Below are 26,779 nucleotides of genomic sequence, written 5' to 3' on the forward strand. Positions count from 1 at the left end.
GGAGCTCTCGAAACGTCAGACTGTGTGGCTAATCTCTAAAAACTCAAGGATTAGCCGTAAATTTCCTGTCTTTTGGTGCAATATGACTTAAACATATAAAAATACAATGATAAAGTGGGTCTAAGAGCTACTAATATCCTTAGTAGTTCTTTCACTCCTATAATATTTATTACTCTTTTAAAATTATAGGCTAGCAAAACTAGGGCTGTCTCTGTAGTTACAGAATCCATCCCTCTTGTTAAAAAATACCCAGCATTCATTGTCCTTTTGATGGTTCCATAAGGATGCTCAACAATCATCTGCCTTTGTAGGTATTTGTCCATATTTGCTTCTGTTCTAGCATCTATAGTATCCAAAAAATCTTGGTTAGGTGACCGATTTATTATCCTGCCTTTGGCTGCAGTGGTGCATTTGCTTTTTGATTCACAGTTTTTACAGGCATCGTAGTTTCTATATTTTATTCTTTTTGGTTCTTTTGATTTGTGGTTTATTCTGCGTAATTCATGGCCCAAAGGACAAATATATAAGTCTTTTTCAGGCACATAAGTAAATTTATCTCCGTAGAAATCTTTGTCTCCTGTGGCGTTAGAATACGACTGTTTTGGCAAATAGACTGTTGTTTCGTTTCTCTCACATTTCATGAGGTCGTCTGCTTGGTAATAGCCTTTATCTGCTGCTACTTCAAGTTTCCTTTTTCCAAATATATCTTTAGCCTTTTCTGCAAGTGAATTTAGATTACCTTGATCTGCGGGATTGTTTGTAACATCATATGCCACTATAATACTATGCTTAGAGTCTACAGCTGTTTGTATGTTATATGCTACAGTAACACCATTGTTTTTGTTGTCCATAAGCCTAGCATCTTCGTCAACTGTAGATACTTCATTACATTCGCTATCCTGTAGTTTTTTTTCCAACTCTTCAAATTTAATTTTACGCTCCTTGAGTTTTTCAATTTTTTGCTGAATTTCTTCAGGTGTATACTTAAGTTTAGGTGAATCGTCTTTGTCACTGCTTTCTAACAAATCTAGATAGGAATTAACCTTATCTTCGATATATTGTTTGTGTCTTTGTATTTTTTTCTTTGAGAAATTATTCTTCTTTGAATTATTAGCTTGAATTTTAGTCCCATCTATTGCTATGAATTCCTCGCCTAATAGTTTGAGATCCTTACACAACTTAGTAAAATCCTTGAAAACTTGTTTTAGCTGAGTTTTATTTTCTTTCCTGAAATCAGCTATTGTTTTAAAATCAGGTTTTAGTTTTTGTAATAGCCAAACCACTTCTATATTCCTGTGAGATTCTGTTTCTAGCTTTCTAGATGATCTTATGCCATTTACATACCCATATAGATATAACTTCAATAAAACAGAGGGATGATATCCTGGTGCACCTCTGCGGTGTTCCTTTGATTTAGTGAATGCACTCATATTGACCAGTTTTACGTATTCATCAATTACCCTAACGGGATTATCCTCACCTATGTAATCTTCTATGCAGTCAGGAAACATTGTTTTTTGCTTTCTATCTGTACCTTGTATAAATGACATTTAAAATCCCCTCTCCGATATTCTATAACTTAATTATACTACAGAAAAAGGGAAAAGTACTGTATTTACAGTACTTTGGAGGCATTTTAGACATATATTATTGTTTAATTCTCACACAGTCTGACGTCCTGTTTCTCGCCCCTTCTTCCGTTTAGATATTCAGCTCTTAAGTCTACCTCCTCGAATTAATTGTACTGCTTTTTAATATGCACATCTAGGGTCAATGACTTTGTCTTAGGTTTGTCTACAAGCTGAAACGCCCCGATATAATCGGGGCGTTTTTTGTATTAGAAGGTGGAAAGGGCTTTTTTAATAGTAATACTGGTTTATTTATTCGTTTCTAAGGTCCAAGTCTACTATAAATATTATGTTAGTCAGAGAAAATATCATAAAAAGTATAGCATTATTTTATAAATATGATATACTAATGATGATTTGAAAAAGCAATATAGACATAAGGAGTGGTAGTTTTGACGATTAAGGTTGGAATCAATGGATTCGGACGCATTGGCAGAATGGTATTTAGAAGGGCCATTAACGACCCTACTATTGATATAGTTGCTATAAATGCTAGCTATACTGGTGATGTATTAGCACACCTTATTAAGTATGACACAATTCAGGGAATTTTTTCTGGTGAGGTATCTGGCAAGGACAATAGACTAGTTGTAAATGGCAAAACCATAGAAATAGTAAATCATAGGGACCCCATTGAACTGCCATGGAAAAACCTAGGGGTAGAAATAGTAGTTGAAGCTACAGGTAAATTTAATCAAAGGGAAGGTGCATACAAGCACATAGAAGCAGGAGCAAAAAAAGTAGTTCTTACAGCTCCTGGAAAAGATGAAGATATAACAATAGTAATGGGAGTAAATGAAAAGGAATATATAAGTACAAAGCACCATATAGTTTCAAATGCTTCTTGTACCACAAACTGTCTAGCACCCATAGTAAAGGTCATTGACGATGTTTTTGGGATAGAGTCTGGCCTTATGACAACAGTCCACTCTTACACCAATGATCAGAATAACTTAGACAACCCCCATAAAGACCTGAGAAGGGCTAGGGCATGTGGTCAATCCATAATTCCAACAACAACGGGAGCAGCTAAAGCTGTATCAAAAGTTTTGCCCCATTTAGAAGGAAAGCTAAATGGCTTAGCCCTTAGGGTACCCACACCAAATGTTTCCCTAGTTGACCTAGTTGCCAATTTGAGTAAAGAAGTGACTGTGGACAAAATAAACATTGCTTTAAAAAAAGCGTCTCTTAATGGGATGGCAGGGGTAGTAGAATACTCAGAAGCACCATTGGTCTCTTCTGATTATATAGGCAATTCAAGTTCTGCAATAGTGGACGGGCTTTCCACAATGGTCATGGGTGAAAGGCAATGTAAAATAATGGCCTGGTATGACAATGAATGGGGATATTCTAGTAGAGTTGTTGACCTTGTTAAATACATTGGTCTTTCTAATTAGGATAACTAATATGAATAAATGTTAAATCAAAGGCAAAGGATATTAAAAAACAAAAATATCTTTATTGCGAGTTTGATTTAACAGTAATTTCGAAAAAGAATTTCTGTTAAAAAGGGGTTTTGATAAAAAACACGAACAATAATAGAAAATTATTTTATATTGTTCGTGTTTTTTTATTGACACATGTCGAATAATCTTTTATTATAAACATGTAGTCATTAAAAACCGAATACAAACTCGTATAAATGTGGTGATATGGTCCACAAGTCTCTACCGGTCTGCCGTAAATTGACCGACTACGGGTGTTGAAGACAACTTTTTTAGTTGCTTTAGCTAAGCAAATGCTTACTTGGATGTATAACCCAAGACCGTGGAAAATATTTTTTCTATCGGTTTTGGGTTTTTATTTTTGAACTTATTTTATTATTTTAAATTCTTAGGAGGGTACTCAAATGGAAAAATTCTTTAAAATCAAAGAAAGAGGCAGTAACACTTCAACAGAGATCTTAGCAGGTATTACAACTTTTATGACAATGGCTTATATCTTATTTGTAAATCCAGATATGTTATCTACAACTGGTATGCCTTTTAACTCGTTAGTTACAGCTACAGCTCTAGCCGCGGCACTTTCTACAATACTTATGGGTCTTTTCACTAACTATCCATTTGCTCTAGCTAGTGGTATGGGGCTAAACGCATTTTTTGCATTTACAATCGCGCCACAATACGGATGGGAGGTAGCACTAGGTGCAGTATTTATCTCAGGAATCGTTTTCCTAATCCTAGCCTTTGGTGGTATCATTGAAAAAATCGATGAAGCTGTACCTAAATCACTTAAAGCTGCAGTTTCAGTAGGTATTGGTCTTTTTATAGCACTTATCGGTTTTAAAAACGCAGGCATCATCATTCCTTATGAAGCAACTCTAGTTTCACTAGGTGACCTAACTTATGCTCCAACAACTTTAGCTATAATAGGACTTTTCTTAACAGCAGCATTGATCTCATTTAGAATTAAAGGTGGTTTACTTATAGGTATAGTTGCTACAACAATTATCGGTATTCCTATGGGAGTAACAAACTTTGAAAATATCAATTCTTTTAAAGACTTTTTCGCAATGCCTACCCTTGAAGGAATTGCTTTCAAACTAGACATTAGAGGTGCTTTCAGTCTTGGATTTATGACAATCTTCTCATTAGTTTTTATCGACTTGTTTGACACAATGGGTACATTACTTGGAACTGGTGCCCGTGCAGGTTATTTAGATGACAAAGGTCGTCTTCCTAAAGTTAAAAATGCTATGCTTGTGGATGCAGTAGGTACAATGTTCGGTGCTATGGTAGGTACAAGTACAGTAACAACATATGTGGAAAGTACAGCAGGTGTTGCTCAAGGCGGTAGAACTGGTCTTGCATCTGTTGTTACAGGTTCACTTTTCGCAGTAGCTTTATTTCTAGCTCCACTTATCGGTATAGTTCCAAGTGCTGCTACTGCTCCAGCCCTTATTATTGTAGGTGTACTTATGATGGGTGCAATCAAAGAGATAGACTTCGAGGATTTCACAAATGCATTCCCAGCATTTATGACCATAGTATTTATGCCATTCACATTCAGTATCGCTGATGGTATCTCCGCAGGCTTCCTAGCTTACCCAATAGTAAAAGTTGCTGCAGGAAAGCATAAAGAAGTTCACTGGTTTGTTTATATCTTAGCTGCAATCTCACTATTCCACTTTGTGGGTGGCTATATCTTCGGATAATACTCTGAAAAACACTAAATACCCGAGTTTATTTTTAGCTCGGGTATTCTTTTACCCAAATACAGCAAAAAACTACCTAAAGGTAAGAAAATAAGTATTTGTAGGGGGTGCCCTTGTGGCACCCTGACTTTCAAAAGTTGCTGTTGTTTCCGCCGATGCAGAACCATATGGACACTGATAACACAGAATGGACACTGATAACACAGATAGCTCTGGAAAAAAGAGACTAAATACAGGTCACAGATAAAGATAAAGAGATATTTTTCACGGTAGAAATAAGGGTGTTAAACACCTAGGGTAATAAAAAGCTTTTATGGCTTAATCACTTAGCGCTCTTATAGTGTAGAGCTTTTTAGTGAAGAGTAGTGGTAAAAAACGCTTTTGAACTATTGGTGCTAGTTGCTGTGATCTTTTTGGTGTAAGTTGGTGGCTAATGCTCTGACTTTTAATTCATTTTTAGTGTAGAGCATTTTAGTGAAGAGTAGTGGCTAAATGCTTTGACTTTAGTACTTAGATTATTACCAGAATTTGAGGGAAAAGCTAAACTAGTATAAAATATAGAGGGTGTAAGAACCTACATAAATTTAGCGAAAAACCCGAGGAGGAATAGAAAATGATTGAACGTTACACTAGGGAAAAAATGGGCAAGATCTGGACACTGGAGAATAAATTTCAAAAGTGGTTGGATATTGAAATCGTAGCATGTGAGGCATGGTCTCAGCTAGGCATAATTCCCAAAGAAGCAGTAGAGAAAATAGCAGCTAACGCAACTTTTTCCGTTGATAGAATTTTAGAGATCGAAGAACAAACAAGACATGATGTAATAGCTTTTACTCGTTGTGTGGCTGAAAGTTTAGGTGAAGAATCAAAATACGTACACTATGGTTTGACATCATCAGATGTTGTGGATACAGCCCTGGCTATGCTAATGGTAGAGGCAGGAGATATGATAATTGCCGGTGTTAGAGAATCTTTAGAGATCCTAAGGGAAAAGGCTAATGAGTATAAATACACTATTATGATGGGTAGAACCCATGGAGTACACGCTGAGCCTACAACTTTAGGGTTAAAATTCGCCCTTTGGTATCAAGAAATGGAAAGAAACCTACAAAGGCTAGACGAAGCCATAGAGCAAATGAGAGTAGGTAAGCTTTCAGGTGCTGTGGGTACCTTTGGCAATATAGACCCTAGGGTTGAAGAGTATGTGTGCAAAAGGCTAGGACTTAAGCCGGCCCCAGTATCAACCCAAGTTTTGCAGCGGGACAGACATGCACACTTTATGACAACCTTAGCCATAGTGGCAGGTACAATAGAGAAAATTGCCCTTGAGATCAGGGGACTACAAAAAACAGAAACAAGGGAAATTGAAGAGCCATTTTATTCAGGGCAAAAGGGATCATCGGCTATGCCCCATAAAAGAAACCCAGTAAATTGCGAACAGCTATGTGGATTAGCGAGGATAGTGAGAACAAATTCCCTTGCAGCAATGGAAAACCAGGCATTATGGCATGAAAGGGATATTTCTCATTCTTCAGTGGAGCGAGTGATAGTACCTGACAGTACCATCTTAGTTGACTACATGTTAGGAAAGATGAACAGGATTTTAAAAGACATCCACGTTTATCCTGAAAAAATGCTAGAAAATATCGAGAAAAGTTACAATTTGACATTCTCAGGGAGGGCACTATTACAGCTTGTACAAGGAGGCCTGAAAAGGGAAGAGGCATATGATTTAATCCAAAAATATGCCATGAAGGCCTGGGAAGAAAAGATAGATTTCAAAGAATTACTAATGACAGATGAATTGATAAAAGAGAAGATTCCAAAGGATTTAATAGAGGGAATTTTTGATTTAAACTTCTGTACTAAGGAAGTTGATTTTATCTTTGATAGATTGAACATTTAGGGAGGGGAATTTCATTGGTCACCAGAGGAAGAGAACTTTATCAGGGGAAAGCGAAGGTTATTTTCGAAACAGAGGAACCAAATACTTACTGGGTCTCTTACAAGGATAGTTTAACAGCAGGAAATGGGCAAAAAAAAGCCCAGGAGACCGGTAAAGGAAGCCTAAACAACATTATATCAAGCTATATTTTTAAGTATTTAAATGATATGGGAATTGGTACCCACTATATTAAGAAGATATCGGATCATGAGATGCTTGTGAAAAAAGTGGACATTATACCTGTTGAAGTTGTGGTTCGCAACATTGCTGCAGGTAGTATTTGTACTAGGCTAGGTATAAAAGAAAAGAGAGTTTTAAAAAAGCCTTTGCTAGAATTCTTTTATAAAAACGACTCCTTAGGTGACCCCCTCATTAGTGAGAATCATATAGAACTTATGAAATTGGCAACAAAAGATCAAGTTATGCAAATGGAAGGTATGGCCTTAGCTATAAACAAAATATTGAAGGAGCTTTTTCTAAACCTAAATCTAAAACTAGTTGACTTTAAGCTAGAGTTTGGCATAGATACAAATGGTACTTTGTTATTGGCAGATGAGGTTTCACCAGATACCTGTAGGTTGTGGGATGTAAACACAGGTAAAAGTTTCGATAAAGATTTGTTTAGAAAAGACATGGGGAGTATATCAGAAGGATATATAGAAGTAATCAATAGGTTAAAAGGGAGGCTAGGAGAAAGTGAAATTTAATGTTGAAGTAACTGTAGAATTCAAAAAAGGAATCCTTGATCCACAAAGTCAAGCAATAGCAGGGGCCATCGTTAGTTTAGGTTACGAAAGTGTTAAGGAAATATCCATGAGTAAAAGGTTTAACCTTGTAATTGTGGGGGATTCCCAAGGGGAAGTGGAAAAGACCGTTGAAGAACTTTGTAAAAAACTACTAGCCAATACTGTCATTGAAAACTACCAATACGCTGTAGAAAACTCGGAGGGTAAATAAAATGAAGTTCGGTGTAGTGGTTTTTCCAGGGTCGAACTGTGATAAAGATGCAGAATATGCTATTACAACCCTAGGGTATAGCTGTGAAATGCTATGGCATAAAGATACAGATTTAAAAGATGTTGACTGTATTATTTTGCCTGGTGGATTTTCTTACGGAGACTACCTAAGGGCAGGTGCCATCTCCCCCTTTGCACCAATCATGGAGAAGGTAGTGGAATTTGCCCAAAAGGGTGGTTTGGTAATTGGCATATGTAATGGATTTCAGATTTTAACAGAAGTTGGTTTACTTCCAGGTGTGTTAAACAAAAATGTAAGCCTTAAATTTCATTGTGATATAGCCCCTATTGAGGTAGTAAATACTAGTCTTCCTTTTACTTGTTCTTTGGAAGAAGGGGAAGTACTGGATATTCCCATCGCCCATGGGGAAGGGAACTATTATATAGACTCAGAAGGATTAAAAGAACTAAAAGCAAATAATCAGATAGTTTTTAGCTACCATGGTGTAAACCCTAATGGCTCAGTTGAAAATATAGCTGGTATTGTAAATAAAGAAGGAAATGTACTAGGTATGATGCCCCATCCTGAAAGGGCAGTGGAGAACTTTTTGGGGTCAGTTGATGGGATCAAAATTTTTAACTCTATAACAAAATGGTGGGGGGATAACAATGCCTGAGAAATATGAAATGGTAGGACTTATAGCCAGTGAATATGAAAAAATTGTTTCAGACTTAGGAAGAGAACCCAGTGAACTTGAACTGGCCATGTATGGAGTTCTATGGTCAGAGCATTGTAGCTATAAACATTCTAAAAAATTATTGAGGAATTTTCCCACGCAGGGGGAAAGGGTCGTCCAAGGTCCTGGGGAAAATGCAGGTATTTTAGATGGTGGAGATGGTTTAGGTATAGTTTTTAAAATCGAAAGTCATAATCATCCTTCTGCTGTTGAACCTTACCAAGGTGCTGCAACAGGAGTAGGTGGGATTGTTAGGGATATATTCAGTATGGGAGCAAGGCCAATTGCCTTACTTAACTCCCTTAGATTTGGACACCTTGATAAACCCCGTAATAGATTTTTAATGTCGGGGGTAGTAAGTGGAATTGCAGGTTACGGTAATTGTTTAGGGATACCTGACATAGGTGGTGAAGTTTACTTTGATGATTGCTATGACGAGAATCCATTAGTAAACGCCATGTGTCTAGGGCTGATAGATATAAATAAGATCAAAAAGGGTCTAGCTCAAGGAAAAGGGAATATAGTGATGCTCGTTGGAGCAACCACAGGTAGAGATGGTATTTTAGGTGCATCCTTTGCATCAGCTAACCTTGATGAGGATAGTGAAGAAAAAAGACCGTCAGTGCAAGTGGGAGATCCATTTATGGAAAAGCTTTTGTTGGAGGCATGTATGGAATTAGTAGACCATCCCCACATAGTTGGTGTTCAAGACCTTGGGGCAGCTGGAATAACTTCCTCAGCTTGTGAAATGGCAGCTAGGGCACAATCGGGGCTAGAGCTACACTTAGATAGAGTACACCTTAGGGAAAGGGGTATGAATGCATTAGAAATTATGCTCTCTGAGTCCCAAGAGAGAATGTTGTATGTTGTAAAACCAGATGGAGTAAATGATGTAAAGGCCATTTTTGACAAATGGGGCCTTAAAGCAACTGAAATTGGCAAAGTGACAGATAGTAAGCGTATTGAAATTTACCACAACGGTGATCTCTACGCCAGTATCCCTTCCTTATCCATTGTTGATGGTGTTCCCCTTAGGGATCCCCAAAGAAAAAAACCAGCCTATTTAGAGGAGCTGGAACTACAAACCTGGGAAAATAAGAAAGAAAATAACAAAGAAAATAACAAAGAAAATAACTATGAAGAGATAATTAAAAAAATGATCTCCCATGAAAATATAGCATCAAGAAAATGGATTTATTCTCAATACGATTATATGGTTCAAAACAATACTGTTCTACGTCCTGGTTCATCGGTGGGGGCAGTTAGAGTAAAGGGTAGTAAAAAAGCAATAGGTACAACTGTTGACTGTAATCCTGTATATCCCTATCTAAACCCATATCAAGGTGGGCAGATGGTTGTTCTAGAAAGCTACAGAAACCTAATTTCTGCGGGGTTTACCCCAATAGGGATTACCAACTGTTTGAACTATCCTAATCCCGAGTACCCTGAAAACTACTATGTATTAGAGCAATCCATTAAAGGGATTGCAGATGCCTGTAAGGCCCTAAATACCCCAGTGACCGGAGGAAATGTAAGTCTATATAATCAAGGTATTAACACAAAAATTCACCCAACCCCTGTTATAGGTATGGTAGGGATTGTAGATAATCATGAAAAAACCATAACCACACCATTTAAGGGTGAAGGTCATGGGCTATATGTAATAGGGAAGCTAGGGGATAGCTTAGGTGGTAGTGCATATCAGAAAATAATAAACGGACAGGTTTGTGGTAAGTTGCCTTCAGTATCACTGGATATGGAAATTGAGATAGGCGAAACCATGCTGGAGCTTATTAAAAAGGGGCTATTAGAATCTGCAACTGATATCTCCCAGGGAGGATTAGCAATACATTTGGTTAAGGGCTGCATTTTAGGTAAAGTAGGAGCAGACATTAACCTTTATGATGATGACATTGAAAAGGCTTTATTTGCCGAAGGAGCAGGATACTTAGTATCTGTTACAAATGATAATGTAGAAGAATTTGAAAGAATATTAAATAAGGAACAAATAAAATGGAATTTCATAGGGAGCACCGGAGGAGAAACCATCACCTATAAACACCTAAATAATAAGATAGCTGAGCTGGGTTTACCTGAAGTAACCAAGGAGTGGGAGTTTGCCTTAGAAAGGATGATAAATGGTGAATCCAGATCAAGACAAGTTTAAAGAAGAGTGTGGGGTGTTTGGGATATTTTCAAAGGAATCAGTGGCCCCAATCATTTATTATGGTCTAGTGTCTTTACAGCATAGAGGTCAAGAAAGTGCAGGGATATCTGTAAGTAACGGTGATTATATTACTGAAAAAAGAGGACTAGGGCTTGTTGATGAAGCTTTTAAAGACTACGAAATAGGTTCTTTAAAAGGTAGACTAGGCATCGGGCATGTTAGATATGCCACCTTTGGTGGAGGAACTTTGATTAACGCACAACCATTGACTTTTAACTGTAGGCTGGGAAACATGTCACTGGCACATAACGGAAACCTTGTTAATGCAGTAGAAATAAGAAAACAATTAGAACAACAAGGAACAATTTTTCAGACCACCAATGACAGTGAGGTTATCGCCCACCTAATCGCTAGGAGCACTACAGATGATTTAGAAGGTGCCATAGTGTCGGCACTTAGCCAAATCCGTGGTGCATATTCTTTGTTGATACTCACCCCTGACAAAATAATGGCCATAAGGGACCCCCGTGGTATTAGACCTTTGGTTATAGGTAATCTAGATGGAGACTTTGTGGTGGCCTCTGAAACCTGTGCTTTAGACACAATTGGAGCAGATCTAGTAAGAGAAGTTGAACCAGGGGAAATGGTAATAATAGATGAAAGTGGGCTGACTTCGAACAAGATTCTCACAGGGAAAAAGAATGCCTTTTGTTCCTTCGAGTATATATACTTTGCAAGGCCAGACAGCGAATTCCAAGGGAAAAATGTTCATGTGGTTAGAAAAAACCTAGGTAAGATTCTAGCGAAAAACTATCCACTTGAAGCAGATATTGTAACAGGTGTACCTGATTCAAGTCTTTCTGCTGCAGCAGGTTTTGCAGAACAACTTAATATCCCCTATGAAATGGGATTAGTGAGAAACAGGTATATAGGCAGAACCTTTATTAAACCAAGTCAAGAAAATAGAATTACAGGAGTTAACCTAAAACTAAACCCTGTAAAACAACTAGTTAAAGGCAAACGAGTGGTTATGGTGGATGACTCCATAGTTAGGGGTACAACTTCAAAGCGTATAGTATCATTACTGAAAAAGGCAGGAGCTAAAGAAGTTCATGTTCGTATAGCATCACCAACAGTGAAATACCCTTGTCATTTAGGTATAGACACTTCATCAAAGGGTGAGCTTTTGGCTAACAAAAAAAATGTTGAGGCCATGGCAAAAGCCATTGGGGCAGACTCCCTGGCATTTTTAACTGAAAAAGAGCTTTACTTAGGAATTGGTTGTAAAGAGGGTCTGTGTACAGCATGTTTCACTGGAGAGTACCCAGTACCTGTGAAGAGTGAAAGTAAAAGTAAATAGGTGAAGGGAGAGGGGATTAAGTGAAATTTGACTATAAATCATCTGGCGTGGATATTGAAAAGGCTAACTCTTTAGTAGACTACTATAAAGAGTGTGGAGAAAAAACAAAAAGGCCTGGGGTTTTAGGGTCCATTGGTGGTTTTGGAGGACTCTTTAAGCTTGATGTTGGAGAGATGAAAAACCCAATCCTAGTTTCATCTACAGACGGAGTAGGAACAAAACTAGATCTAGCTATAAAATACAATAAACATGAAGTTGTTGGTCAAGATCTAGTGGGAATGTGTGTTAATGACATAATAACATGTGGAGCACAGCCACTTTTTTTCCTTGACTACCTAGCAACGGGCAAGCTTGAAGAAGAAACAATAAAAGATCTGTTATTAGGAGTATCTGATGCCTGTGTGGAAGTTGAATGTGCGCTTATGGGCGGAGAGACAGCAGAGATGCCAGGTTTTTATCCTAAGGGAAAGTATGATGTTGCAGGATTTTGTGTTGGTGTGGTAGATCAAGATAAAATCATAGATGGTTCAAAATGCTCTGAGGGGGATATAGTTCTAGGGCTAAAGTCAAATGGTATTCACTCCAACGGTTTCTCCCTTGTAAGAAAACTACTAGAGCACTATCCAGAGCTAAATGAACAAATGAATGATATCATGAAGCCTACTAAACTTTACTGGAAGACTGTTAAAGCACTATTAAATACAAACGTAGAAATCTCTGCCATGGCGCACATTACAGGTGGAGGAATTCTAGAGAATATTCCAAGGGTTATTCCAAAGAACCTGGATTGCATCATTGAAGAAAATAGTTGGGACATACCAAATATTTTTACTCAAATGCAAAGACTAGGCAACATTGATAGGGAAGAGATGTTTAGAACATTCAACATGGGAATAGGGTATATACTAATCGTTCCAGAACAATACCAGAGAACAGTGGAAACTGTACTGGTGAAAGAAAACGTAGACTATAATAAGATCGGATACTTGAAGCGTAGTAACAATGAACACCAACAAGAGGCTCAGGTAAAAATCATATGAAAAAAATAGTTGTGTTTGCCAGTGGCGAAGGCAGTAACTTTCAGGTCATATTAGATAATATGCACTCCATAAACGGTAAAATTGTGGCATTGATAGTGGATAGGGAATGTAAGGCTGTAAAAAGAGCTGAATTAAACAACATTCCTGTTGTTAGAATCATAAAGAAACAATGTAATGACAGAAACGAGTTTGATAGACAGATTCTAAAAGCCATGGCATACAGTGAAGCAGATTACTTTGTTTTAGCAGGATTCATGAGCATTTTAAGTAAAGAAGTGGTTAAAAAATTTCCTAACAGAATAATTAATATACACCCATCGTTACTTCCAGCTTTTCCAGGTGTCAACTCAGTTCAGAAGGCTTTAGAGTATGGAGTTAAATATACTGGATGTACAGTGCACTTTGTGGACGACGGTGTTGATACAGGACCGATAATAGCTCAAAGAATTGTGCCTATCATAGAGGGGTATACTGTCAGACATTTAACTGAACAGGTCCACGTGGTTGAACATGACATATTCCCAATAGTTGTAAAATTACTTTGTTTAGATAGGATTAAAGTGGAAGGTAGAAGAGTTAAATTGTTGCAGGGGGAGGAAATTTAACATGAGGATTAAAAGAGCACTAATTAGTTTATCTGACAAAAGTGGCATTGAGGACCTAGCCAAGGGACTAACAGAATTAGGAGTAGAGTTGATATCCACAGGCAACACAAAAAAACACTTAGAGTCTTTGGGACTTGAAGTGACTGCGGTCTCTGAAGTAACTAATTTTCCGGAAATCTTAGGAGGAAGGGTGAAAACCTTAAATCCCTATATCCATGGTGGCTTATTAGCTAAAAATAGTGAGGAGCATCAACAAGAACTAGCTAAGTTTTCCATAAAGCCTATTGACATGGTGGTAGTAAACCTTTACCCATTCAAAGACACAGTGTCTAAAGAAGATGTTACCCTAGATGAGGCCATAGAAAATATAGATATCGGTGGCCCAACAATGATAAGGGCTGCTGGGAAAAACTTCAAAAATGTTGTTGTTTTAACAGATAGAAATGACTATTCAGCTGTATTAAAAAGTTTAACAGAAAAAGGTGACGTTGACTTCCACATAAGAAAAAACCTTAGCTTAAAAGCCTTTACCCATACAGCCCTATACGATAGCGCTATCATTGAATACTTATCGGAAGGTGCAAGTAGAAATATAATTTTAGAAGGTAAGAGCACCCTTAGATATGGTGAAAATCCCCATCAGAGGGGGTATGTATACAAACTGGCCAAGGGTGAATCTACCTCATTGATAAATGCAGTTCAGCTTCAAGGAAAAGAGATGTCCTACAACAATTACAATGATGGGAACGGAGCGTTAGAAACTCTTTTAGAATTTGGGACAAATAAGCCAACTGTAGTAGCAGTAAAGCATTCTACCCCGTGTGGTATCGGGCAAGGTCAAACATTAAAAGAGGCATTTATTAACTGCAAGGAATCTGATCCACTTTCTATTTTCGGTGGGATAGTAGCATTAAACAAAGAAGTTGATGTATCTTGTGCACTAGAACTTAAAGATATCTTTTTAGAAGTAATAATAGCTCCTAAGTTTTCAAAAGAGGCTAGGGAAATTCTGGCTTCGAAAAAAAACATTAGGCTAATTGAGATAGAGATGCCTAAAGAACCTTCATTTTCTAGTTCACTAAAAGCTATTCAAGGCGGAGTACTTATACAAGACTATGATAATAAATCAGTAGATGAAAGAGAACTGAAATTAGTTGCAGGAAAAGATTTAACTCCCGAAGAAAAAAAACAGGCGTTATTTGCATTTAGGTGTGTGAAACATGTTAAGTCAAATGCCATAGTTGTGAGCAGTGGATACAAAACCTTAGGTATATCTGGAGGGCAGACGTCCAGAATTGATGCAGCAAAACAAGCACTTGAGAGGGCCCAAGGAAAAGGAGCTACAATACTTGCCTCAGATGCATTTTTCCCATTTGAAGATGTGGTGGACTTGGCCGCAGAAAATGGAATCAAGGTAATTATACAACCAGGGGGTTCAATAAACGATAAGTTATCAATAAAGGCATGTGAAGAACATGGGATTTCTATGCTTTTCACTAAAGTTCGACACTTTAAACACTAAAGGGGTGAGTTCCAGTGAAGATTATGGTACTTGGAGGCGGAGGTAGGGAACACTCCATCATTACAAAGCTCCTTGAAAGTAGTTCTGTAGAGAAAATATATTGGGTAGGAACAAAAAACAAAAAGAGCTTAAATAAAGTTGAAGTAGTAATGAACATAGAATTACTAGATTTCCCCAAACTTGCTTTATTGGCTAAAGATAAGAATATAGCTTATACCATCGTTGGACCGGAGCTCCCTTTAACAGAAGGGATAGTGGATTATTTCCAAAAGGAAGAACTCCTCATACTTGGCCCTAACAAAAGCGGGGCGAAGATGGAAGGAAGCAAAACCTTTGCTAAAGAAATAATGCTTAAAAATAATGTGCCCACAGCTAAATATGTGGCAATAAAAAATGTCAACCATGGAAAGGAGATAATCTCCAAATGGGGGACGCCAATTGTCATAAAGGTTGATGGTCTTGCCCAAGGCAAGGGTGTTGTAATACCTAAAACCCAGAAGGAAGCCATATTAGAACTAGAAGAGATGTTTAATAAATACCCCAAACAGAAGATATTCGCAGAAGAATTTTTTGTAGGACCTGAAGTTTCTTTCATGGCACTTGTCAGTAGAAATAAATTCTTATCACTGGTTCCAGCTAGAGACTACAAAAGAATCTATGATGGAAATCAAGGACCAAATACAGGGGGTATGGGATCCATAGCTTCTTGGGATTTGCTGACAAAAGAAGACACGGAGTTCATAGAGGAAAATGTCATAAAAAGAACCCTAGAAGGCTTGCAAAAAGAGGGGATTGAGTTTACGGGTATCCTTTATGCAGGTATGATCATGACTTTAGATGGACCTAAGGTTTTGGAATTCAACACAAGATTCGGAGACCCAGAAGCTCAATCCATCCTACAACTACTAGATTGTGATTTTGCCCAGTTGCTTTATGGAGCCACCAAAGGGGAACTCCCAGGGAAACTACCCTTCAAGGACAAAGTAGCGTTAACTATGGTTATGGCTTCAGGTGGATATCCAGGGAAATATGAAAGTGGTTTGGAAATAAAGGGTCTAGAAGAGTTGTCCTGCAAGGTTTTTGAGGCTGGAACGGATTACGCTAATGGCAAGATAATTACCGCTGGTGGTAGGGTTTTGAACCTGACAACAGTAGGAAAAAATGTTGCTGCATGTCGAGAAATCCTTTACAAGGAACAACAAAAAATAACATTTCTCGGGAAATATTTTAGAAACGACATAGGGTTGTAGAAAAAGACCGCATTCGTGGTCTTTTTCTACAACCCAAAGATTAATTCTTTTTTCCCCAACCTCTTATAATTCATTAAATTTTTGTGGTAAAACTAGACTTAGAAACAGTACATATTAAATATTTTTTATAAAAACCCTCTGGAGAGGTGAAGGAATTCCCCTTAAAAGTCTCGAACTATATACGTAAGATAAGTGCAGGAATAGGGGGCGAAAAAATGATAAAAAGGATTGACACTGTATTCTTAGAGGTAGATAATTTAGATGAAGCTGTAAGCTGGTATTGTGAAAATTTGGGTCTTAGGCTTAGATGGAAAAATGAGTTTGGCTATGCTGCCATAGAAATTTCTGAAACTGTACTTACCCTTGTAGAAAAAACCAAAAGGCCTAAACAATCACATATGCCTTTTAATTTTTACACCAGTGACATTAAAGCTACGTATAACCAACTTGTTTCAAAGGGAGTAAGGGTGGGTAAACTAAACAGTGACAGTAAGTTTGCGCACTTTGAGTTTGAAGATTTGTCTGGAAACATATTGGGATTTTGCTGGTTTTTAGAAGAATAAGGAGTGAAAAAATGATATTTAACTATGTTATAGGAAATGAAGAATTACTGGAAGATATATATCCAATTGTTGAACTTGCAGTGTCAAAGGATTTCGTTAAAATTAAAGAAGAGCTTAAGGAAAAGGCTCTGTGGGGAAGTATGCGTATTGTCATGGCACAGAGTCAGCAAGAAGAAATTATGGGAGTAGGTTTAGCCACTGTTAACAACCAGAACACCGGTCATGTTGATTATTTGTTCATAAAAAACCCTGTGGAGAATAGAAACTTAAAAGATGAGATTCAAGAAGAATTAGTAAAATGGCTAAAGTGGCTTAAAGTGAAATCAGTTACCATAGACCCCCAAGAGCACTCTTATTAAAACCATTTGTTAAAAAATAATTTATAAATAAAGAACCCATGGGGTTCTTATTTTCAGCTTGTAGACAAAGCTTAGACAAAGTCATTGACCCGAATGGCATATTAAAAAGCAACACAATTAATTCGAGGAGATAGACTTAAGAGCTGAATAGCTAAAGGGAAGAAGGGGCGAGGAATAGGACGTCAGACTGTGTGAGAATTAAACAATAATATATGTCTAAAATGCCTACAAAGTACTGTAAATACAGTACTTTTCCCTTTTTCTGTAGTATAATTAAGTTATAGAATATCGGAGAGGGGATTTTAAATGTCATTTATACAAGGTACAGATAGAAAGCAAAAAACAATGTTTCCTGACTGCATAGAAGATTACATAGGTGAGGATAATCCCGTTAGGGTAATTGATGAATACGTAAAACTGGTCAATATGAGTGCATTCACTAAATCAAAGGAACACCGCAGAGGTGCACCAGGATATCATCCCTCTGTTTTATTGAAGTTATATCTATATGGGTATGTAAATGGCATAAGATCATCTAGAAAGCTAGAAACAGAATCTCACAGGAATATAGAAGTGGTTTGGCTATTACAAAAACTAAAACCTGATTTTAAAACAATAGCTGATTTCAGGAAAGAAAATAAAACTCAGCTAAAACAAGTTTTCAAGGATTTTACTAAGTTGTGTAAGGATCTCAAACTATTAGGCGAGGAATTCATAGCAATAGATGGGACTAAAATTCAAGCTAATAATTCAAAGAAGAATAATTTCTCAAAGAAAAAAATACAGAGACACAAGCAATATATCGAAGATAAGGTTAATTCCTATCTAGATTTGTTAGAAAGCAGTGACAAAGACGATTCACCTAAACTTAAGTATACACCTGAAGAAATTCAGAAAAAAATTGAAAAACTCAAGGAGCGTAAAATTAAATTTGAAGAGTTGGAAAAAAAACTACAGGATAGCGAATGTAATGAAGTATCTACAGTTGACGAAGATGCTAGGCTTATGGACAACAAAAACAATGGTGTTACTGTAGCATATAACATACAAACAGCTGTAGACTCTAAGCATAGTATTATAGTGGCATATGATGTTACAAACAATCCCGCAGATCAAGGTAATCTAAATTCACTTGCAGAAAAGGCTAAAGATATATTTGGAAAAAGGAAACTTGAAGTAGCGGCAGATAAAGGCTATTACCAAGCAGACGACCTCATGAAATGTGAGAGAAACGAAACAACAGTCTATTTGCCAAAACAGTCGTATTCTAACGCCACAGGAGACAAAGATTTCTACGGAGATAAATTTACTTATGTGCCTGAAAAAGACTTATATATTTGTCCTTTGGGCCATGAATTACGCAGAATAAACCACAAATCAAAAGAACCAAAAAGAATAAAATATAGAAACTACGATGCCTGTAAAAACTGTGAATCAAAAAGCAAATGCACCACTGCAGCCAAAGGCAGGATAATAAATCGGTCACCTAACCAAGATTTTTTGGATACTATAGATGCTAGAACAGAAGCAAATATGGACAAATACCTACAAAGGCAGATGATTGTTGAGCATCCTTATGGAACCATCAAAAGGACAATGAATGCTGGGTATTTTTTAACAAGAGGGATGGATTCTGTAACTACAGAGACAGCCCTAGTTTTGCTAGCCTATAATTTTAAAAGAGTAATAAATATTATAGGAGTGAAAGAACTACTAAGGATATTAGTAGCTCTTAGACCCACTTTATCATTGTATTTTTATATGTTTAAGTCATATTGCACCAAAAGACAGGAAATTTACGGCTAATCCTTGAGTTTTTAGAGATTAGCCACACAGTCTGACGTTCCGAGAGCTCCACTGAACCATGGACGGTGAATTGGAGCGGTACCCTTCTGGAGTTTAGATAGAAGCCTTAAGTCTCGACGCAGAATTCTGTGTAGTGTTTAATATGCGACATTCCTAAAAATGACTTTGTCATCAGTCTAAAAATAAAGAACCCATTGGGTTCTTTATTTTGATATGGTGCTTATGAAAGTTTGAAGAGTGTTAATGGAATCCACTATCACTTGCTTTTCGTTATCAGGAACGGTGAGGATTCTTTCAGCTATCACATCAAGCTTTTGATTAACCTCTGCATCAATTAGTTCATTCCCTTTCTGTGTTAAAGAGAAGAAGGTGCTGCGGCGGTCGGTGTTATCGAAAGCACGATGGACCCAACCATCATCAACTAGCTTATTCAACATAATGCTTAAACTTGAATTTGATACACTTAATTCTTCGCTAAGTTTTTTTAGACTAACCTTCTTAAGTCTCTTCAAAACAATGAGAGTTTTAAATTGTGTATCCGTTAAAGGAGAGGTAGATGATAGTGTAAAGTGACCCTTGGCGTAATTTTTAGTGTGTATTAAAAAACTAAAGAACAACCTAGCGATTTCTTTATCCTGCATTAGGAAGAACCTTTTTATCTAATTTGTCTCCGGTACTATCTTGCTTATAACCAACAACAGCCTTGCTCTTCCATTTGCCAGTACTATAATAACCTACAGTAAGGATTAAGCCAAGGGTCCATCCACTGGGTATAGACCACCAGATTCCGTCAGAACCTAAACGAGGGGTAAGCAAGTAAGCAACTGGTACCCTTATAAGCCATAGGGTGATCATGGAGATAAATAAAGGAACCATGGTATCGCCAGCCCCTCGTAAAACTCCTGTTGTTATGAACATAACTGAAACTACAACGTAGAATAGAGATACGATTTGAATTTTTCTCATTCCGATGGCCACAACCTCTGGATTAGAGTCAAACATCCTCATAAGTGGCTCTCCAAATACAAATAATGAAATAGTAACAAATAAGGCCATGGCAGAAGACATGATGATAGTAGTTATATAACCTTTTTTAACTCTATGCATTTTGTTGGCGCCTATGTTTTGACCAACAAAAGTAGAGATGGCCTGACCGAAGTTCATAATAGGCATCAAGGCAAAGGCATCTATTCTTCCAGCAGCAGTATAAGCAGCCATGGTGTTAGAACCAAAGGAATTAACAAGGCCTTGAAGGGCTATCATACCTAGTGAAAATAGAGTCTGCTGAATACCGCTAGGTATACCGATTTTGAGGCATTTAAGGAAAATCAACTTATCAAAGACCATCTCCTTGATATTAACTGAAAGTAGAGACTTAGTCTTACTTAGATGATATAATCCAAAGAAAAATGAACAACTTTGTGCAATAACAGTAGCCCAAGCTACACCAGCAACACCCCAACCAAATACGCCAACGAACAATAAGTCCAAGGCAATGTTTATCACTGAGGCAATAATTAGAAAGGTTAGGGGAGTTTTAGAATCTCCTACACCCCTTAGAATTGCACTAATGGCATTGTAACCGAAAGTAGAAACCATACCTATAAACATGATATTTAAGTAAGTTTGAGCCAAAGGTAGAACAGAATCTGGGGTGTTAAGCAAAGCCAGGATATGCTTGCTAAACAATAATCCAATTATGGTGGTAGCTATAGATGCAAAAAACAAGAATATATATGTTGTACCTACAGTCTTTTTAACCATCTCAAAATCCTTAGCTCCAAAATACTGAGAAATCAATATGGTAGCACCCATGGTAACTCCCATGAGTAATGATACTAATAAAAATATTATGGGAAAACTAGCACCCACTGCTGCTAAAGCATCGGTCCCCTCGAACCTACCGATTATTATACTATCTACCGTATTATACAATTGCTGAAAAACATTTCCTATTAACATGGGAAGTGTAAAGTAAAAAATCTGTTTGGGAATATTCCCTTCTGTAAGGTCTCTCATGGTTTCCTCCTGTATGCGAAATATTTTAAACTAAAATAATTCTAAACCAAAAATAATAAAAGGTCAATAAGAAAAGTTCGGTTATAGAACTTTTTTTATTGACCTTCAAGGTTCACGGAATAAGCTAACTTTGGAATTCTTTTTCTTGGTATAAAAAATAAGCAGGATTAACATATAAGTTATCGAAATATTATAACAGGAGGTGTAGCTATGAAAAATAAGAGAATATCCATTAGAGACTATGGAATACATATAGGGACATTACACACTGGTGAACTGAATTCCATAACAGATGTAAAAGGGGTAGAAGTTGGGCACGTAACTTTACAAAATGGAGATATGCAAACCGGTGTAACTGCGATAATACCCCATGAAGGCAATATATTTAAAGATAAATTAATTGCTCAGAGCCATGTAATAAATGGATTTGGCAAAACAATAGGAACTATACAACTAGATGAGCTAGGAACCTTGGAGACCCCTATAATTTTAACTAATACTTTAAGTATAGGGGCCTGTTCTGAAGGACTTGTAGAATATATACTAAGTCAAAACCCACAGATAGGGCGGGATACAGGAACAGTAAACCCAGTGGTGGCAGAGTGTAATGATATGTATCTTAACGATATTAGGGCAGGTTTTGTTAAGAAGGAGCATGTGAGAATGGCAATTGCCAATTCAACAGTTGATTGAAGAGGGTGCTGTGGGGGCAGGAACGGGGATGTCATGTTATGGTTTAAAGGGAGGGATAGGAAGCTCTTCTAGGATAATTGAATACCTTTACGGAACATATACCCTTGGAGTACTGGTGTTATCAAACTTTGGGAAAACAGAAGACTTTATATTAAATGGGACAAGGATAGGATGCGACATAAAAAACAAGATAGAACAAAGCACAATTGAGGATAAGGGTTCAATAATAATAGTTGTGGCAACAGACCTACCAGTGGATAGTAGACAGCTAAATAGAATTATCAAAAGGGCATCCTCAGGCTTAGCTAAAACTGGATCTTATTATGGTCACGGTAGTGGGGATGTGGTTATTGGATTTAGTACATATAAAAGAATACCCCATGAAAACAAAGGACTAATAAAATATACTACAATACATGAAGATGATATAGATCAAGCTTTCAAGGCTGTGGCAGAAGCAACAGAAGAAGCAATTCTTAATTCCATGGTTGCTGCTGAGACCACAGTAGGAAGAGAAGGACATATAAGGTATTCTTTACGTAATTTCTTATTTTAGATCATTACAAAGGGGTGATCAAATGGATAAAGGAGTAAAAATCACAATAAATTATGATAAAGGTATCCACACACGAATAGCTGCCATGGTTGTAAAGAGATGTCAGCAGATTATGGATAAGTACAAATGCCAACTTTACATAAGAAGGGAAAAAGATGACACTGTATTACCGGGCAACAGTTTATTAGCGCTTATATCAATGAGAATACGGCAAGGAGAAAGTATATGGGTCTTTAGTGATAGTGAGGATGAAGATGGAGTTAATGATTTTGCTAATTTCTTGAAGGGCTCTTTTACAATAAACCAAAGTGAAATTGATGAAGTGGATAGTTTAATTCAAAACAATGTTTTAGCCAGTGAGAAGATATTTGAAAGTATTGCCAATGGACTAATTGTACTTGATGAAAAGAATGTTATTAATGTATTTAACAAAGCTGCAGAGCGCATCACTGGAATTTCAGCAAAAGTTGCAGTGGGTAAAAAATCCAATGAAATAATTGCGAGCTTGCAGCTTCAGGAAGTCATAGCAACAGGAATAGGCCAAACGGGGTTGAAACAAAAAATTGGTGAAAAGGTAGTAATTACAAATAGGGGACCTATAATCATAGACAATAAAATAATGGGTGCTGTTGCAGTTTTTCAGGACATCTCAGAAATTGAAAAATTATCTTGGGAGCTTAATGGTGTAAAGGAATTAAAGCAGAAACTGGAAAACATATTAGAGAACGTTGATGATGGAATTTGTATGGTTGACGAAAAACATGTAATTACATATCTGAATAGACCTTTTCAACGGATAATGGAGGTAAGTAATAAATCAATAGGAAAAAATGTTTTTGAAGTTTTACCTCCTGATATTATTAGTGTGGAATCTAGCCATATCTCTGAACAATCTAGTTTCATTGTAAAAAGGGATGATGGAACTGAGATAATGATCAATATAAGTCCAGTATCACTAGATGAAAGTATAAAAGGAATTATTCTGCTAGCCAAAGAACTAACTCAGATTGAAAGACTTATGGATAGGGTTCAAGAATTGTCTGCAAAGACTATTTTTCTACAGGAGCAACTTCTTAAAAAACAAGAATTAAGCAAACCATTTCAAAATATTATAGGTAGGAGTGGAGCTTTATTTGATGCCCTAAATATAGCATCTAAGGCTTCTGAGACTAATAGCACTGTTTTAATTAGGGGAGAAAGCGGTACAGGAAAAGAACTCGTTGCAAAGGCAATTCATTATTCAAGCCATAGGAGAAACAACCCTTTCGTTCGAGTTAATTGTGCAGCAATCCCAGCTAATCTACTGGAGTCAGAACTATTTGGCCATGAAAGGGGCTCCTTTACTGGAGCAATAAAACAGAAACTAGGTAAATTTGAGCTTGCCAATGGTGGAACTATTTTTTTAGATGAAATTGGTGATATGGATAAATCCATGCAAGCTAAGCTACTTAGAATATTGCAAGAAAAGGAAATTGAACGGGTAGGAGGTCTAAAGACAATTACAATTGATGTAAGGGTAATTGCAGCAACCAACTCCCCATTAGAAGTTATGATAGAAGAGGGGAATTTCCGGCAGGACCTCTATTACAGGCTCAATGTTATACCTGTTATGATGCCACCCTTAAGACACAGAAAAGGAGATATCCCGCTACTATCTCAATACTTTATCCAAAAGGTAGCAACAAAAAATAATTATCAACCTAAAGAAATCACCAAAAGCGCACTGAAATGTTTAGAGGATTACAGGTGGCCAGGGAATGTAAGGGAGTTAGAAAATATTATTGAGATGTCTATGACATTGTCCAATGATAGCATGATTAAGGTGAGTGATTTACCTCAGTATATAGTTGGAAACAAAGATAATAAGGAAATGTTAAAGGTTACTTCAGACATGGAGGGACATATACCTACACTAGAAGAAGTTGAAAGAAAATTGATTGAACTATCCCTCCAAAAATATAGATCCTTTCGGGGAGCAGCAGAAGCATTAGGAATAAACCATAAAACCGTTGCTGCCAAAGCTCGTAAATATAATATAAGCTCATGGTAGCTAAAGTTGGCATATATATTGCAGTTATATAAGTATCAAAATACGTTGGGAGGAAAGATAATGGTAGGGATGGTAATAGTCTCTCATAGTGCAAAATTAGCAGAGGGAGTTAAAGAAATAGCTGAACAGTTAAATGATGGAAGTGTTCAAATAGAACTAGCTGGAGGGGTAGATGGAGATATAATCGGAACAAGCCCTGTTAAGATTCAAAATGCCATTGAAAGATTAAAGGACAAAAAGGCAATATTGATATTTTTTGATTTAGGCAGTGCTGTCATGAGTAGTGAAATGGCCCTAGAATTATTAGATGAAGAGATAAGTGGTAAAGTATATCTAGTCAATGCACCTTTAGTAGAAGGGGTAATTGCTGCAACAGTGCAGGCGTCAACAACCGATGACATTGATAGTATTATAAAAATTGCACAAGAAAGCAAAGATATAGAAAAAATATAGTAAAAGGGAGTAGGTAAAAAAACCTACTCCCTTCAGACTGATGACAAAGTCATTTTTTGTAATGTCGCATATTAAACGCTACACAAAATTCTGTGTCGAGACTTAAGGCTTCTATCTAAACTCCAGAAGGGGACAGCTCCAATTCACCGTCCCTGGTTCAATGGAGCTCTCGGAACGTCAGACTGTGTGAGAATTAAACAATAATATATGTCTAAAATGCCTCCAAAGTACTGTAAATACAGTACTTTTCCCTTTTTCTGTAGTATAATTAAGTTATAGAATATCGGAGAGGGGATTTTAAATGTCATTTATACAAGGTACAGATAGAAAGCAAAAAACAATGTTTCCTGACTGCATAGAAGATTACATAGGTGAGGATAATCCCGTTAGGGTAATTGATGAATACGTAAAACTGGTCAATATGAGTGCATTCACTAAATCAAAGGAACACCGCAGAGGTGCACCAGGATATCATCCCTCTGTTTTATTGAAGTTATATCTATATGGGTATGTAAATGGCATAAGATCATCTAGAAAGCTAGAAACAGAATCTCACAGGAATATAGAAGTGGTTTGGCTATTACAAAAACTAAAACCTGATTTTAAAACAATAGCTGATTTCAGGAAAGAAAATAAAACTCAGCTAAAACAAGTTTTCAAGGATTTTACTAAGTTGTGTAAGGATCTCAAACTATTAGGCGAGGAATTCATAGCAATAGATGGGACTAAAATTCAAGCTAATAATTCAAAGAAGAATAATTTCTCAAAGAAAAAAATACAAAGACACAAACAATATATCGAAGATAAGGTTAATTCCTATCTAGATTTGTTAGAAAGCAGTGACAAAGACGATTCACCTAAACTTAAGTATACACCTGAAGAAATTCAGCAAAAAATTGAAAAACTCAAGGAGCGTAAAATTAAATTTGAAGAGTTGGAAAAAAAACTACAGGATAGCGAAAGTAATGAAATATCTACAGTTGACGAAGATGCTAGGCTTATGGACAACAAAAACAATGGTGTTACTGTAGCATATAACATACAAACAGCTGTAGACTCTAAGCATGGTATTATAGTCGCATATGATGTTACAAACAATCCCGCAGATCAAGGTAACCTAAATTCACTTGCAGAAAAGGCTAAAGATATATTTGGAAAAAGGAAACTTGAAGTAGCGGCAGATAAAGGCTATTACCAAGCAGACGACCTCATGAAATGTGAGAGAAACGAAACAACAGTCTATTTGCCAAAACAGTCGTATTCTAACGCCACAGGAGACAAAGATTTCTACGGAGATAAATTTACTTATGTGCCTGAAAAAGACTTATATATTTGTCCTTTGGGCCATGAATTACGCAGAATAAACCACAAATCAAAAGAACCAAAAAGAATAAAATATAGAAACTACGATGCCTGTAAAAACTGTGAATCAAAAAGCAAATGCACCACTGCAGCCAAAGGCAGGATAATAAATCGGTCACCTAACCAAGATTTTTTGGATACTATAGATGCTAGAACAGAAGCAAATATGGACAAATACCTACAAAGGCAGATGATTGTTGAGCATCCTTATGGAACCATCAAAAGGACAATGAATGCTGGGTATTTTTTAACAAGAGGGATGGATTCTGTAACTACAGAGACAGCCCTAGTTTTGCTAGCCTATAATTTTAAAAGAGTAATAAATATTATAGGAGTGAAAGAACTACTAAGGATATTAGTAGCTCTTAGACCCACTTTATCATTGTATTTTTATATGTTTAAGTCATATTGCACCAAAAGACAGGAAATTTACGGCTAATCCTTGAGTTTTTAGAGATTAGCCACACAGTCTGACGTCCTATTCCTCGCCCCTTCTTGCGTTTAGCTATTCAGCTCTTAAGTCTATCTCCTCGAATTGATTGTGCTGCTTTTTA

The 26,779-nt window shown here is 36.9% G+C and carries 23 protein-coding genes and 1 riboswitch; of the genes, 20 read left to right on the plus strand and 3 right to left on the minus strand.

The window, feature by feature from the left end:
* Nucleotides 1-50 precede the first annotated feature (50 nt).
* Nucleotides 51-1,550: an IS1182 family transposase gene (locus HYG86_RS10945; RefSeq protein ID WP_213165606.1), complete on the minus strand. Its 1,500-nt coding sequence runs from the start codon at nt 1,548-1,550 to the stop codon at nt 51-53.
* Nucleotides 1,551-2,020: 470 nt separating this feature from the next.
* On the opposite strand from HYG86_RS10945, the gene HYG86_RS10950 reads away from it, so the two are divergent.
* From HYG86_RS10950 to HYG86_RS11020, 15 genes are all read left to right on the plus strand, one after another.
* Nucleotides 2,021-3,025, plus strand: a complete 1,005-nt coding sequence (locus tag HYG86_RS10950; protein WP_213165607.1) for a glyceraldehyde-3-phosphate dehydrogenase — start codon at nt 2,021-2,023, stop codon at nt 3,023-3,025.
* 217 nt (nt 3,026-3,242) lie between these two features.
* A riboswitch (purine riboswitch) is annotated at nt 3,243-3,344 on the plus strand.
* Between the two features lie 133 nt (nt 3,345-3,477).
* Nucleotides 3,478-4,782 (plus strand): NCS2 family permease, encoded by a 1,305-nt coding sequence (locus HYG86_RS10955; protein ID WP_213165608.1) that lies wholly within the window; start codon nt 3,478-3,480, stop codon nt 4,780-4,782.
* A gap of 613 nt (nt 4,783-5,395) precedes the next feature.
* Nucleotides 5,396-6,688, plus strand: coding sequence for an adenylosuccinate lyase (purB, locus tag HYG86_RS10960; RefSeq protein WP_213165609.1), 1,293 nt, complete (start codon nt 5,396-5,398; stop codon nt 6,686-6,688).
* Between the two features lie 14 nt (nt 6,689-6,702).
* Nucleotides 6,703-7,434: a phosphoribosylaminoimidazolesuccinocarboxamide synthase gene (gene purC, locus HYG86_RS10965; RefSeq protein ID WP_213165610.1), complete on the plus strand. Its 732-nt coding sequence runs from the start codon at nt 6,703-6,705 to the stop codon at nt 7,432-7,434.
* A complete protein-coding gene (gene purS, locus HYG86_RS10970; protein ID WP_213165611.1) occupies nt 7,424-7,684 on the plus strand; it encodes a phosphoribosylformylglycinamidine synthase subunit PurS in 261 nt (86 codons plus the stop codon). The genes purC and purS overlap by 11 nt, the downstream gene beginning before the upstream one ends.
* Nucleotide 7,685: 1 nt before the next feature.
* Nucleotides 7,686-8,360, plus strand: coding sequence for a phosphoribosylformylglycinamidine synthase subunit PurQ (gene purQ, locus HYG86_RS10975; protein WP_213165612.1), 675 nt, complete (start codon nt 7,686-7,688; stop codon nt 8,358-8,360).
* The gene (gene purL / locus HYG86_RS10980; protein ID WP_213165613.1) at nt 8,353-10,587 is read left to right on the plus strand and encodes a phosphoribosylformylglycinamidine synthase subunit PurL; all 2,235 of its coding nucleotides are present in this window, start codon (nt 8,353-8,355) and stop codon (nt 10,585-10,587) included. Before purQ ends, purL begins: the two co-directional genes overlap by 8 nt.
* Complete coding sequence (purF, locus tag HYG86_RS10985) at nt 10,559-11,947, plus strand: amidophosphoribosyltransferase (protein ID WP_213165614.1); 1,389 nt, start codon at nt 10,559-10,561, stop codon at nt 11,945-11,947. The genes purL and purF overlap by 29 nt, the downstream gene beginning before the upstream one ends.
* Before the next feature lie 20 nt (nt 11,948-11,967).
* Nucleotides 11,968-12,987: a phosphoribosylformylglycinamidine cyclo-ligase gene (gene purM, locus HYG86_RS10990; RefSeq protein ID WP_213165615.1), complete on the plus strand. Its 1,020-nt coding sequence runs from the start codon at nt 11,968-11,970 to the stop codon at nt 12,985-12,987.
* Complete coding sequence (gene purN, locus HYG86_RS10995) at nt 12,984-13,592, plus strand: phosphoribosylglycinamide formyltransferase (protein ID WP_213165616.1); 609 nt, start codon at nt 12,984-12,986, stop codon at nt 13,590-13,592. Before purM ends, purN begins: the two co-directional genes overlap by 4 nt.
* Before the next feature lies 1 nt (nt 13,593).
* Complete coding sequence (gene purH, locus HYG86_RS11000) at nt 13,594-15,114, plus strand: bifunctional phosphoribosylaminoimidazolecarboxamide formyltransferase/IMP cyclohydrolase (protein WP_213165617.1); 1,521 nt, start codon at nt 13,594-13,596, stop codon at nt 15,112-15,114.
* A gap of 23 nt (nt 15,115-15,137) precedes the next feature.
* A complete protein-coding gene (purD, locus tag HYG86_RS11005; RefSeq protein ID WP_246451962.1) occupies nt 15,138-16,364 on the plus strand; it encodes a phosphoribosylamine--glycine ligase in 1,227 nt (408 codons plus the stop codon).
* 215 nt (nt 16,365-16,579) lie between these two features.
* The gene (locus HYG86_RS11010) at nt 16,580-16,927 is read left to right on the plus strand and encodes a VOC family protein (RefSeq protein ID WP_213165619.1); all 348 of its coding nucleotides are present in this window, start codon (nt 16,580-16,582) and stop codon (nt 16,925-16,927) included.
* A gap of 11 nt (nt 16,928-16,938) precedes the next feature.
* Entirely contained in the window at nt 16,939-17,286 is a 348-nt protein-coding gene (locus tag HYG86_RS11015; RefSeq protein WP_213165620.1) for a hypothetical protein, read from the plus strand.
* A 306-nt stretch (nt 17,287-17,592) separates the two neighbouring features.
* Entirely contained in the window at nt 17,593-19,092 is a 1,500-nt protein-coding gene (locus tag HYG86_RS11020) for an IS1182 family transposase (RefSeq protein ID WP_213165621.1), read from the plus strand.
* A 203-nt stretch (nt 19,093-19,295) separates the two neighbouring features.
* Here HYG86_RS11020 and HYG86_RS11025 read toward each other — a convergent pair whose 3' ends face one another.
* Nucleotides 19,296-19,733: a MarR family winged helix-turn-helix transcriptional regulator gene (locus HYG86_RS11025; protein ID WP_246451752.1), complete on the minus strand. Its 438-nt coding sequence runs from the start codon at nt 19,731-19,733 to the stop codon at nt 19,296-19,298.
* The gene (locus tag HYG86_RS11030; RefSeq protein ID WP_213165623.1) at nt 19,723-21,111 is read right to left on the minus strand and encodes an MATE family efflux transporter; all 1,389 of its coding nucleotides are present in this window, start codon (nt 21,109-21,111) and stop codon (nt 19,723-19,725) included. The genes HYG86_RS11025 and HYG86_RS11030 overlap by 11 nt, the downstream gene beginning before the upstream one ends.
* Before the next feature lie 210 nt (nt 21,112-21,321).
* Between HYG86_RS11030 and HYG86_RS18390 the strand changes: the two genes are divergently transcribed.
* The 5 genes from HYG86_RS18390 to HYG86_RS11050 all read left to right on the plus strand — a co-directional run bounded on the left by HYG86_RS18390 (nt 21,322) and on the right by HYG86_RS11050 (nt 26,664).
* Nucleotides 21,322-21,804: a P1 family peptidase gene (locus HYG86_RS18390; RefSeq protein ID WP_343064108.1), complete on the plus strand. Its 483-nt coding sequence runs from the start codon at nt 21,322-21,324 to the stop codon at nt 21,802-21,804.
* Nucleotides 21,797-22,360 carry a P1 family peptidase gene (locus HYG86_RS18395; RefSeq protein WP_343064109.1) on the plus strand — a complete coding sequence of 188 codons (564 nt, stop codon included), beginning with the start codon at nt 21,797-21,799 and terminating at the stop codon, nt 22,358-22,360. The genes HYG86_RS18390 and HYG86_RS18395 overlap by 8 nt, the downstream gene beginning before the upstream one ends.
* A gap of 22 nt (nt 22,361-22,382) precedes the next feature.
* Entirely contained in the window at nt 22,383-24,410 is a 2,028-nt protein-coding gene (locus HYG86_RS11040) for a sigma 54-interacting transcriptional regulator (RefSeq protein ID WP_213165624.1), read from the plus strand.
* A 60-nt stretch (nt 24,411-24,470) separates the two neighbouring features.
* Nucleotides 24,471-24,863, plus strand: coding sequence for a dihydroxyacetone kinase phosphoryl donor subunit DhaM (gene dhaM, locus HYG86_RS11045; RefSeq protein ID WP_213165625.1), 393 nt, complete (start codon nt 24,471-24,473; stop codon nt 24,861-24,863).
* A 301-nt stretch (nt 24,864-25,164) separates the two neighbouring features.
* On the plus strand, nt 25,165-26,664 hold the full coding sequence (locus HYG86_RS11050) for an IS1182 family transposase (RefSeq protein WP_213165626.1): 1,500 nt from the start codon (nt 25,165-25,167) through the stop codon (nt 26,662-26,664).
* Nucleotides 26,665-26,779: the final 115 nt, after the last annotated feature.

It is taken from the genome of Alkalicella caledoniensis (assembly GCF_014467015.1).
GTDB lineage: Bacteria > Bacillota > Proteinivoracia > Proteinivoracales > Proteinivoracaceae > Alkalicella > Alkalicella caledoniensis.

Bases quoted from the DNA above. Each gene is read 5' to 3' on its own strand.
- purD (WP_246451962.1), top strand. From the start codon at position 15,138: ATGGTACTTGGAGGCGGAGGTAGGGAACACTCCATCATTACAAAGCTC.
- HYG86_RS11020 (WP_213165621.1), top strand. From the start codon at position 17,593: ATGTCATTTATACAAGGTACAGATAGAAAGCAAAAAACAATGTTTCCT.
- purL (WP_213165613.1), top strand. From the start codon at position 8,353: ATGCCTGAGAAATATGAAATGGTAGGACTTATAGCCAGTGAATATGAA.
- HYG86_RS11025 (WP_246451752.1), bottom strand. From the start codon at position 19,733: ATGCAGGATAAAGAAATCGCTAGGTTGTTCTTTAGTTTTTTAATACAC.
- HYG86_RS11030 (WP_213165623.1), bottom strand. From the start codon at position 21,111: ATGAGAGACCTTACAGAAGGGAATATTCCCAAACAGATTTTTTACTTT.
- purH (WP_213165617.1), top strand. From the start codon at position 13,594: ATGAGGATTAAAAGAGCACTAATTAGTTTATCTGACAAAAGTGGCATT.
- HYG86_RS10945 (WP_213165606.1), bottom strand. From the start codon at position 1,550: ATGTCATTTATACAAGGTACAGATAGAAAGCAAAAAACAATGTTTCCT.
- purF (WP_213165614.1), top strand. From the start codon at position 10,559: ATGGTGAATCCAGATCAAGACAAGTTTAAAGAAGAGTGTGGGGTGTTT.
- HYG86_RS11040 (WP_213165624.1), top strand. From the start codon at position 22,383: ATGGATAAAGGAGTAAAAATCACAATAAATTATGATAAAGGTATCCAC.
- HYG86_RS10955 (WP_213165608.1), top strand. From the start codon at position 3,478: ATGGAAAAATTCTTTAAAATCAAAGAAAGAGGCAGTAACACTTCAACA.
- HYG86_RS11050 (WP_213165626.1), top strand. From the start codon at position 25,165: ATGTCATTTATACAAGGTACAGATAGAAAGCAAAAAACAATGTTTCCT.
- HYG86_RS11015 (WP_213165620.1), top strand. From the start codon at position 16,939: ATGATATTTAACTATGTTATAGGAAATGAAGAATTACTGGAAGATATA.
- purB (WP_213165609.1), top strand. From the start codon at position 5,396: ATGATTGAACGTTACACTAGGGAAAAAATGGGCAAGATCTGGACACTG.
- HYG86_RS11010 (WP_213165619.1), top strand. From the start codon at position 16,580: ATGATAAAAAGGATTGACACTGTATTCTTAGAGGTAGATAATTTAGAT.
- dhaM (WP_213165625.1), top strand. From the start codon at position 24,471: ATGGTAGGGATGGTAATAGTCTCTCATAGTGCAAAATTAGCAGAGGGA.
- purN (WP_213165616.1), top strand. From the start codon at position 12,984: ATGAAAAAAATAGTTGTGTTTGCCAGTGGCGAAGGCAGTAACTTTCAG.
- HYG86_RS18390 (WP_343064108.1), top strand. From the start codon at position 21,322: ATGAAAAATAAGAGAATATCCATTAGAGACTATGGAATACATATAGGG.
- purQ (WP_213165612.1), top strand. From the start codon at position 7,686: ATGAAGTTCGGTGTAGTGGTTTTTCCAGGGTCGAACTGTGATAAAGAT.